Source organism: Corynebacterium sp. AOP36-E1-14 (assembly GCF_052377495.1).
In the GTDB taxonomy this organism is placed as follows: Bacteria; Actinomycetota; Actinomycetes; order Mycobacteriales; family Mycobacteriaceae; genus Corynebacterium.
Genome location: NZ_JBQSWV010000048.1, coordinates 1 through 9,317, shown reverse-complemented (window position 1 = coordinate 9,317; position 9,317 = coordinate 1). Strand labels below are relative to the sequence as shown.

Annotated in this window: 9 protein-coding genes; 5 read left to right on the top strand and 4 right to left on the bottom strand. The window is 64.4% G+C overall.

The window, feature by feature from the left end:
- Nucleotides 1–184: hypothetical protein (locus ACT3TD_RS14325; RefSeq protein WP_444638062.1), on the bottom strand; the 184-nt coding region annotated here is incomplete at its 3' end.
- A 170-nt stretch (nt 185–354) separates the two neighbouring features.
- Here ACT3TD_RS14325 and ACT3TD_RS14320 point away from each other — a divergent pair.
- Together ACT3TD_RS14320 and ACT3TD_RS14315 are read left to right on the top strand one after the other, a co-directional pair.
- Nucleotides 355–1,797 carry a flavin-containing monooxygenase gene (locus ACT3TD_RS14320; protein WP_441579777.1) on the top strand — a complete coding sequence of 481 codons (1,443 nt, stop codon included), beginning with the start codon at nt 355–357 and terminating at the stop codon, nt 1,795–1,797.
- Nucleotides 1,798–1,799: 2 nt separating this feature from the next.
- A complete protein-coding gene (locus tag ACT3TD_RS14315; RefSeq protein ID WP_441579776.1) occupies nt 1,800–2,477 on the top strand; it encodes a phosphatase PAP2 family protein in 678 nt (225 codons plus the stop codon).
- Here ACT3TD_RS14315 and ACT3TD_RS14310 read toward each other — a convergent pair.
- The 3 genes from ACT3TD_RS14310 to ACT3TD_RS14300 form a co-directional block, all read right to left on the bottom strand.
- Nucleotides 2,432–3,925, bottom strand: coding sequence for a diacylglycerol kinase family protein (locus ACT3TD_RS14310; protein ID WP_441579775.1), 1,494 nt, complete (start codon nt 3,923–3,925; stop codon nt 2,432–2,434). The genes ACT3TD_RS14315 and ACT3TD_RS14310 overlap by 46 nt on opposite strands.
- Before the next feature lie 250 nt (nt 3,926–4,175).
- Nucleotides 4,176–5,834: an AMP-binding protein gene (locus tag ACT3TD_RS14305; protein ID WP_441579774.1), complete on the bottom strand. Its 1,659-nt coding sequence runs from the start codon at nt 5,832–5,834 to the stop codon at nt 4,176–4,178.
- A 1,048-nt stretch (nt 5,835–6,882) separates the two neighbouring features.
- A complete protein-coding gene (locus ACT3TD_RS14300; RefSeq protein ID WP_441579773.1) occupies nt 6,883–7,440 on the bottom strand; it encodes a TetR family transcriptional regulator in 558 nt (185 codons plus the stop codon).
- 100 nt (nt 7,441–7,540) lie between these two features.
- Here ACT3TD_RS14300 and ACT3TD_RS14295 point away from each other — a divergent pair, with 100 nt between their 5' ends.
- The 3 genes from ACT3TD_RS14295 (at nt 7,541) to ACT3TD_RS14285 (ending at nt 9,246) form a co-directional block, all read left to right on the top strand.
- Nucleotides 7,541–8,317: an SDR family oxidoreductase gene (locus ACT3TD_RS14295; RefSeq protein ID WP_441579772.1), complete on the top strand. Its 777-nt coding sequence runs from the start codon at nt 7,541–7,543 to the stop codon at nt 8,315–8,317.
- Nucleotides 8,318–8,348: 31 nt separating this feature from the next.
- Entirely contained in the window at nt 8,349–8,750 is a 402-nt protein-coding gene (locus tag ACT3TD_RS14290) for a GlcG/HbpS family heme-binding protein (RefSeq protein ID WP_441579771.1), read from the top strand.
- A 241-nt stretch (nt 8,751–8,991) separates the two neighbouring features.
- A complete protein-coding gene (locus tag ACT3TD_RS14285; protein WP_444638061.1) occupies nt 8,992–9,246 on the top strand; it encodes an Lsr2 dimerization domain-containing protein in 255 nt (84 codons plus the stop codon).
- The last annotated feature ends 71 nt before the right edge of the window (nt 9,247–9,317 follow it).

The following is a 9,317-nucleotide window of genomic DNA, read 5'->3' as shown; positions in this document are numbered from 1 at the left end:
GGTCTGCGAAAACGGCCTCCTCGGCGAGCAGGCGTGCGGCGCGTACGGCCTCGCCCAGGTTCATGTTCAACGGGTTGCCGTGCCCCGGCAGGATGGCCTCCGCCTCGATGCTCTCCAGGGCGTCCAGGGTGTCCGGGGCGTCCAGGGATGTCCAGGGATGTCCATCGGGCCGTCGCCGGGCCACCCACCGTCGATCATCGTGAGCTCGTCGCCCTCACGAAGAATGCCGACGTTGACCTCCGTACCACTGAAACAGAAGACGTCTTTCGCGATTTCAGTCATTCTGGAACCTTTCTCGTGCAATGGGGTGCCATCCGGTCCCCCGGAGGGCCCCGGCGCTTGTACGCTGTGGGCATGTCACCCCACCCCGGCACCCCGGAAAACCCCCTCGACCTGCTGATCGTCGGTGCGGGCCTGTCCGGCGTCGACCTCGCCCACCACGTCTCCCGCGCCTTCCCGACCTGGTCGTGGGAGATGCACGACGCCAACAGCGATCTCGGCGGAACATGGCACACCTTCACCTACCCGGGCATCCGGTCGGACTCGGACATGGCGACCTACGGGTTCCCCTTCGCCCCATGGCCGCACGAGGGCACGTTGGGGCAGGGCGTGGACATCAAGGAATACATCCGCAACGTCGCCCGCGACTGCGGTGCCCTGGAGCACCTACGCACCTGCTCCTGGGTGCGCGACGCCGACTGGCTCAGCGACCGCGGGATGTACCGGGTCACCACCGTGACGCAGGACGGTGAACGCACCGTCCACGCCCGGCGCGTGCACTTCGCCTCCGGCTACTTCGTGCACGGCCGGGGCCACCGTCCTGCCTTCCCCGGCGAGGAGGACTTCACCGGCACCCTCATCCACCCGCAGCAGTGGCCGGAGGACCTCGACTGCGCAGGACGCCGCGTCGTGGTCATCGGTTCCGGCGCCACCGCCGTCACCCTGGTGCCCGCCCTGGAACGCGCCGGTGCACACGTGACGATGCTGCAGCGCAGCCCCACCTACGTCGCCCCGATGGCGGCGGTGGACCGGATCAGCGCCTTCTGGCGCCGGGTCCTGCCCACCCGGGCGGCCTACCCGGTGTCGCGGCTGCACCACGCCACGCGCGACATCGTGCAGCACCTCGTCGGCCAGCGTGCCCCGGGCCTGTTCACCCGCGCGCTACGCCGGATGCAGCGTAACTACCTGGACGAGGAGCAGATCGACCGGCACTTCACCCCGCACCACATGCCGTGGGAGAAGCGGGTCTGCAAGGCACCGGACGGTGACCTGTTCACCGCGCTGGGCGGCAATGCGCGCATCGTCACCGACACCGTCGAACGGTTCACCGCCGACGGTGTCCGGGTGGGTTCCGGCGAGGAGCTCGGCGCCGACGTCATCGTGACCGCCACCGGCCTGGACCTCCAGGCGTTCGGTGGTGGCACACTCAGCGTGGACGGGCGCCCCCTGCAAGTCAACGAGCAGGTCTTCTACCGGGGCATGATGCTCGCCGGCCTGCCGAACTTCAGCTTCACGGTGGGCTACATCAACGGCTCGTGGACGCTGCGCTCCGACCTGGTGTCGCGCTACATGGTGAAGCTGTGGAAGACCGGCGTGCAGGTCTACCGCCCCGCCACCCCGCCGCCGGACGCCGGACGCCCCCTGTTCGACTTCGCCGCCGCCTACCTGCGGCGCAGCGCCGACCGGTTCCCGACCCAGGGGTACTCCTCCCCGTGGGTGTACTCCCAGAACTACCTCCGCGAACTGGCCGAGTTCACCCTCGGCGACCAGCGCCGCGAGATGGTGTTCGGTGACTGACGGTGGCTGAGTCCGCCGCGCCGGTGCCCCGGCCCGTCCCTGTCGCCGCCGCGGCGGCCGGAGCAGCCCTGCTGCTCTACGCCGTGCTGTGGGCCGGGTGGGTGCACCACTGGTCCTGGGTGGACGTGCCGGACGCCCGGGCGCTGGACGCCGCCCAGGACATGGCCGCGCGGTGCGGCTGGTGGGTGACGGCGTGGAACACCCTCAGCACCGTCCTCGCCCCCGCAGTGTGGCGGGTGCTGGTAATCGTCCCGGTGGGGCTGGCCCTGTTCCGCCGGGACCTGCCGCTCGCCGCATTCCTGGCGGTGAGCGTGTGGGGCGGCGGGCTGGTCTCCCAGACGGCCAAACACCTGGCAGACAGGGACCGGCCGGTCACCCGCATGGTCGAGGCGTCCGGCACCTCGTTCCCCTCCGGCCACGCCCTGGGCGTGCTGGTCGCCGTCGGCACCCTGCTGGTCGCCTACCGGCACCTCGCCGGACGCTGCCGACGCGCCGCCGCCGCTGGCGGCGTCCTTCTGGTCCTGCTCGTCCTGCTCGTCGGCGTCTCGCGCGTGGCGTTGAACGTGCACCACCCCTCGGACGTGCTCGCCGGCTGGGCGCTGGGGTTCGCCTGGCTGGTGCTGTGCGTGGTGTTCTACCGCTTCGCCGTGCGCGGGCGGAACACCGGCAGCACGCGGTAGTGCGAGACGAAGTCGGCGTGGGAGATCTCCTTGCCCACCTCGCCGTCGTGCGCGACCGCGGACGGTCCGTCCACCAGGTCGAACCGGAACTCCGGCCGGTGCAGCTCGTGGTAGAACGGGCTGCGGCTCAACCGGCCGGTCAGCAGTGACGCGGTGATGCGCAGCCGGGCGAAGGGTTTGCCGATCTCCAGGATGCGCACGTCGATCAGGCCGTCGCAGATGGCGGACCGGTCGACCGGCGCGAAGCCGGTGGGTCGGTACAGGGAGTTGCCGAGGAAGAACAGGGAAGTCTTCAGCGTCCTGTTGTCGTAACGGATCTCCACGGCTTGCTCGTCCTTGAGCACCCGCCACGCGGCGACGACCGCGGCCAGGTTCTTGCCGATCTTGCCCTCGTAGCGTTCGCGGGTCTCCACGAAGCGTGGGTAGGCGCCGATGCTGGCGGTGTTGAGCAGCGTGGTGTCGCCGTTCAGGGTGACCACGTCCACCATCTCCAGCGTGCCGGCGCGGAGGGCGGCGACGGTCTGGTCGGTGGTGGCGCAGCCGATCTGCTTGGCGAAGTGGTTGAACGTCCCGGCGGGGAACACCGCGAGCGGCCTGTCCGCCGACAACGCGACGCCGGCGGCGGCCGCCACGGTCCCGTCACCACCGGCAATGCCCAGCACGTCCGCGCGCGACACGGCGTCCTCCAGGACCCGGACGACGTCGTCCTGCGGGGTCAGCGAGACGATCTCCGCGGCGGGAAGGGCCTTCTCGACGCGCTTGAGGACGCGCTCCCCCGTCCCGCTGCCGGACGCCGGGTTGACCACCAGGACGAGCCCCTCCCCCTTCTCGCGGGGCGGTTCGTCAAGGTAGAGGTGCTCGGTCGTGGTGGTGGCGGGCGCGGTCACCGGGGGAACCAGTTTCCCGCCGAGCAGCGCGATGCCGGCACCCAGGCCCCATCCGGCGAGGACGTCGCTGGGGTAGTGCGCGCCGGTGTAGACGCGCGAGAACCCGACGAGCCCGGCGAGTGTACCGAGCACGGTGCCCGCCGGTGCGCTCTCCAGGGCCGCACCGGTGGCGAAAGCGGCGGCGCTGGCGGAGTGGCCGGAGGGGAAGGAACTGGACTTCGGGTAGCGCCGGATCCGGCGGGCGAATGGGACGGAGGCGTGGCCGGGCCGGTCACGCTTCCAGGAGCGTTTGGCGAACTGGTTGGCCACGAGGCTCGAGACCGCCAGGCTGGCCAGTCCGCGTGCGGCGGCGCGTTGCAACGGTGACCTGCGGGTGAGCGCCATGGCTCCGGCGAGACCCATCCACAGCTTCGAGTTGTTCGCCGCGGTGGTCAGGCGCGGCAGTACGGCGTCCAGGGTGGGTTTGTCCGCCCCGGCGACGGACTCAAAGACATCGTGGTCCATGCGTTGCAGTCCACCGAGTACCTGGTCCGATGCCTGTGATCGGCGACGTCTTCCCATGACCTGGCCCTCCGTACGTCCGTGCGCTCATGTATCGCTGACTGTCCGATGGGTACAGGCTACCCGGCGTTTCAGTTCCAGACTGAGCAGACGCTGGCTAATGCACGACATCAACCTGGCCGGGGCTGACGCACGTGGGACGGGCGGCGGCGACCACGCCACGACGGGAGCCGCTTCCACACCCCGCGCCGCACCGGCCGAGTACGGCACAGGAGAGCTTGAGTGTGGGCTCTCATACCCCTCCCGTTACCTAACCGAAGACTTCGAGCTCACGCTTGACCACCTTGCCGATGGGGTTCCGCGGCAGCGGCTCACTCATGAAGACCACGTCCCGCGGCACCGCGGGGGCCATGAAGGTATCCCGCACGTGATTGCGGATGTCGTCTCCGTCCAGATCCACGGAACCGTCCGTGACCACATATGCTTTGACCCGCTGGAATTTCTCGTCGTCCTCCACCCCGATGCAGTAGGACTCGACCACACCGTCGGCCCGGTCGATAATGTCCGAGACCGATGTCGGCCAGATGTTCTCACCGCCGACGATGATCATGTCGTTGTTGCGTCCCAGGACACGCAACCGCCCGCTTTCCGGGTCGATGACTCCCTTGTCGCCAAGGCTCAGCAGCCCCCGCGAGGCGTCTTCACGCTCCCATCCGCCGAGATAGCCCTTCATGGACATCGCATTACGCGCGTGAACGACGCCCACCTCGCCCGCCGCCACTTCCTCCCCAGTTCCGGGATCAAGCACCTCCAGCCGGCCATTCCACACCGGGTGGCCCGCGGTAAGCGGATCCTCCTTAAGGTCCGACGGACTGGAGTACGAGACGAGCAGACCTTCCGTGGACCCATAGCCAGAACCGACGATATAGCCGAACTGGTCCTGCAGCCCGCGAACCAAGTCCTCACTCATCGCGTTTCCCGCATTGAGGACGAACTTGAGAGAAGAGGTGTCATACAGGCTCGGGTCAGCGTTATAAATCGCAAGTTTGTCCTTGAGAAAGACCGCCGAGCTGATCAACCCATCACACCGGTAATCATCGATCTGCCGAAGTACGTTCTCAGCATCGAAGACTCGTTGTGTCACGATGGTGCAGCCCGCGAACAATGCGATAGTCGACGCACCCCAACCGAGAACATGGAACATGCTTGCAGTCATCTGCAGCGTGCACCCCGCCTTCAATCCGCAGGTTTCCACCGGCGGACCGAGCACGCCCAAGGGTACGTGCGGCTCTCCGTGTTGGACCGCCTTCGGCGTGCCACTCGTCCCCGAGGACATTAACACGACGCTTCCCTGCACAGGTCGGCGCTCGAAAACAACCTCTTCCGCACCGGGAGTAGCCCAGAGATCCTCGAAGGAGGGAAAAGTGATGTCTTCACGGGAGTCGGGGCCGACCCATGAATGACACACCTTCAATTTCTCCCCCATCTCGGGGATAACGTTGTCGAACTCGGAGTCGACGAACAAGAATTCCAGACTATGTTCATCCACAAGACTTCCGAGCTGCGCCTTGCTCGCACCAACATTGAGGAGAAACGCCGAGAAGCCAACGTAACCCTTTGCCGCCAACGGGACGAGAAAACCTCGCCCGTTGCGCGCCATGATCCCGACTCGGCTATCTGCGTCGACGCCGTTGACGACAAGTGCCTTCGCGGTGCGAATGGCAAGTTCACGCAACTCCGAGAACGTCAATTCACCTTCATCATCGACCAAGGCCACCCGATCGGGGTAACGGGAAGCCGCTGCTTCCAGCAACCCAGAGAGGGATGCGCCGTAATGCACCAGGCTTTTGGCAGTGGATATGCCGTGCCTCGCTCGAAAACCCGTGAAGAACCCCGCAGCGATCGCCGCCCGAGCACCTCGAAGCACGCCCTTCGTGTCGAAAATTATCTGCTGTGCTGTAGTTCTCATCAGATCTTCACTTCCTTTATCTCGTTCAATATTGATTCTGTTTCTGATACTTGGCCCAAACAGTATTGGCTCGACCAGAACGTAATCTGACATCTGCGCTCGTGCAGCCGTCATCGATCTGTACGCCGGCTACTCCCTCCCGGAATCCAGCCGGGTGATAAATCTCGGAGACCAAGGCGAGGGACCCCGACCAAGGAGGACACCCCTTGCACCGTTGGCACCCGGGGAACTTCAGGATTCCTGATGGTTGTCACACTGGCAGCGTAGTTGTATTTGCTTCCTCGCGCGAGGGGTCCAGCGAACAGGAGCAGTGCCTGAGCAAGTACCCGGCCGGGCTGGTACCCTGCCCGCAGCACACAGCCAGTCTTCCCCGGCGCATTCGGCGACGGAAAAATGAACCGACATCTCCCATTGCCGCACCCCCGGGGCCCAAGAATGTGCCCGGGGCGTAGAGCCTGACCGATCTCCGTCCCACGTGACGCCTCATGGCGCTCTCTGGTCCCTGGTTGACGCAGCCAGCTACGGACCCTCTCACCAACGTGTCAAGGTACTCCATTGTATCTACCTGCTTTCCCACCCAGGCGCTCGCCTGTCGCGTGGGACACTATCTCACCACCGAACTTCAGCGCAGCGCAGTCGCTCGAACTTGGCGTATCGGACCACGTTGACAGCCTGGTGAGACGGCCGGCCTGGCACCTACGATGAACACCGAACAGGCTGGCGCGGGAGGAGATCGACATGCAACGACGTTGTGAGTGAAATAATTTGTGGTGCGACTTCCTGAGCTCTTCGTGGTGAGCCGACCGAACACCACCTTGAATAGTCAGTCGTCCCGATGGTTAACTCCAGGATTTAAGCAGGCGAATACAATCCTCAAGGCGTATGGCGTTGATGTGTGTCGACTTACTCAACATCGTAGAATGCCGATTTCAAGAGCACCAGACTACGACGGCCTTCCACTGAAGAGCGGAATGGATGCGTAGTTACAGCAAACGTGCGGGACTGGACGCGGAAACCAAACCATTGTCGGTTAGCACCGGTTACAGGTCTACGTCGCGATGTCGATAAGGCTGGCAACTGACGCGACGAGCAGCCCTCGATGATGCCTCAAGTGTTTAGCTGACCAAGGTTCCTCCGGCGAGTGAACCTTAAGCGCCGGGGAGGCGTATTGCCACGCCGTAACCTGACCCAACAGCAGGGCGAGAACATCGACTGCCTGCCCACCGAACTTCTCCGAGAGCGCTGCTACCTTCGGCGCGTATGTAGCGACCTCGCCGGCAGAAGCATCGGGGCGTTCCAGGCCAGCCCACGAAGTCAACCGCAGGACATCTGGATGCTCAATCAGGTAATCAAACAGCGCTCCTGCATACCCAGGCAGGTCCTCGACCTCGAACGGGACCGCCTCTGCCATCTCTGCCAGCGATCGAGCCACGATGATGTCGAACAGGGTGCCCTTAGGGCCGAAGTGCACGTAGATCGACCGTTTGTTCACCTTGCCTGCGTCGGCGATCCGGTCCACCCGCGCACCCGCCAGGCCGCGCTCTGCGAACTCGCTACGGGCGGCTTCCAAGATCCTTCGCTTGGTTTCGGCAGCGTTGGGTGGCATGGCTTCCAATCTACAGGTAACCAACTAGTTATTGACACGGGGGTCCGAGCGTGCCACGATCGGGACTGTAAGTATCCAGTTAGTTACGGAAGGAGCACGCATGCCCCAGAAGATTCTCATCACCGGAGCCAGCAGTGGATTCGGACGTGGAGCGGCCATCGAACTCGCCCGCCAAGGTTGGGACGTCATCGCTGCCGCTGAGACATGGCCACAGGTACGAAGCCTCCGCGAAGACGTACACTCTGCCGACGTTGAGCTGACTGTCATCAAACTGAACCTGCGGGACAACATCGACATCTCCCATGCCGCGAACTTCGACGTAGACGTCCTTGTTCTCAACGCGGGAGTGATGGAGGGTGGAGCTGTCGTCGATATCCCGCTCCAGCGGGTCCGCGAGTCGTTCGACGTCAACGTGTTCGGCCATCTGGAACTGGTACAGGCCATCGCACCGAAGATGATCGAACGTCAGCAGGGACGTATCGTGTGGACCTCCTCGATGGGCGGCATCCTCGTTGTTCCGTTCCTGGGGGCCTACTGCGCCACCAAGCACGCAATCGAAGCGATTGCCGGGTCAATGAAGACCGAACTCGAGCCCTTCGGAATCAAGGTCGCCACCGTGAACCCCGGAGTGTTCAACACCGGCTTCAACGACACCGGCGCTGAAAGCTACGTGCAGTGGTACGACCCCGAAACCGCGAATATCCCCATGCCCGACTTCGGGGACTCACTGGCGTATCAGGCCGATCCGCAGGAAATGGTCGATGCGATGGTTGAAACGATCACGTCCGACAATCCCGACTACCGGACCATGCGGCCACAGGAAACCATTGCTGCCGCCAAGCAGTGGCAGGAAACCGAGTGGACCCAGAAAGCCTAATTCCTCGCCAGAGAACGAAGGAGTAGAACCTATGGCACAGCCCACAATCACCCTCGAAGCAGCCACACGGGCTATCGATGCAGGCAAGCGCAAGGCACGGGAACTAGGGCTGAACGCGGTCTTCGCAGTCCTCGACGCCGGCGCAAACCTGGTCTCCTTCGAGCGCATGGACCGAGCATGGCTGGCATCCAATGACCTCGCCATCACGAAAGCTCGAACTTCGGTAATGTTCGAGATGCCGAGCGAATCGCTGAACGCTCCAGTGCAGTTGGGTGAACCCCTCGCGCACTTCGACCACACCAGCGGTGGACTACTGCTCATGGGAGGTGGCGTGCCCATTACGGACGCGGAAGGAAACCTCCTCGGGGCACTTGGTGTCTCTGGCGGAACACCAGAGCAGGACGCCGAGATTGCTCGCGCGGCTGTGAGCTGATGCACACAGCGGCATGACCAGCTCGATCGCATCGACGGGCTCCGGTCGGCAGCAAGGGAGCAGGGCGGTCACTCTGACCGCGCCGCGCATCAGTTCGACCATGAAGTACACCCCGAATCAGAAGCATCCACCCGGCTGCTCTTCATCCTTATTGAGTTGAGGCCAGGATAGCGTTTGACATCATGATAATATCAGGGGCGTAATTCGTCGCACCGATCCGCCAATGGCAGGGTTCACCCTCATGGCCCGCAAGGAAATCACCCAGTTCTTCGACGATCTCGACAACACCCTCCTTAGCACCGAGGGGGTCAATGCCGTCGAGTTCAGCCACGTGGGATCGGCCTACGTCCTGGACCTGTCCGCGGACAACGCGCAGAAATTCGCTGACACCGCCGCGGCCCGGTACACCACCGCCAACTTGTCGTACCGGGCCACCAACCCCCGCCACTGCCTAACCTTGTTGAACACCCACTCAACAACATTACGGCCCTTGTAGGCCTCAGTATCGAACCCCGGTGGCCTGCCGCCACCGACCCGCGGCACCGGGATGTCATCAATGATCTGGTG

Coding starts and splice junctions, on each gene's coding strand:
- ACT3TD_RS14320 (WP_441579777.1), top strand. CDS start 355: ATGTCACCCCACCCCGGCACCCCGGAAAACCCCCTCGACCTGCTGATC.
- ACT3TD_RS14310 (WP_441579775.1), bottom strand. CDS start 3,925: ATGGGAAGACGTCGCCGATCACAGGCATCGGACCAGGTACTCGGTGGA.
- ACT3TD_RS14305 (WP_441579774.1), bottom strand. CDS start 5,834: ATGAGAACTACAGCACAGCAGATAATTTTCGACACGAAGGGCGTGCTT.
- ACT3TD_RS14300 (WP_441579773.1), bottom strand. CDS start 7,440: ATGCCACCCAACGCTGCCGAAACCAAGCGAAGGATCTTGGAAGCCGCC.
- ACT3TD_RS14295 (WP_441579772.1), top strand. CDS start 7,541: ATGCCCCAGAAGATTCTCATCACCGGAGCCAGCAGTGGATTCGGACGT.
- ACT3TD_RS14290 (WP_441579771.1), top strand. CDS start 8,349: ATGGCACAGCCCACAATCACCCTCGAAGCAGCCACACGGGCTATCGAT.
- ACT3TD_RS14285 (WP_444638061.1), top strand. CDS start 8,992: ATGGCCCGCAAGGAAATCACCCAGTTCTTCGACGATCTCGACAACACC.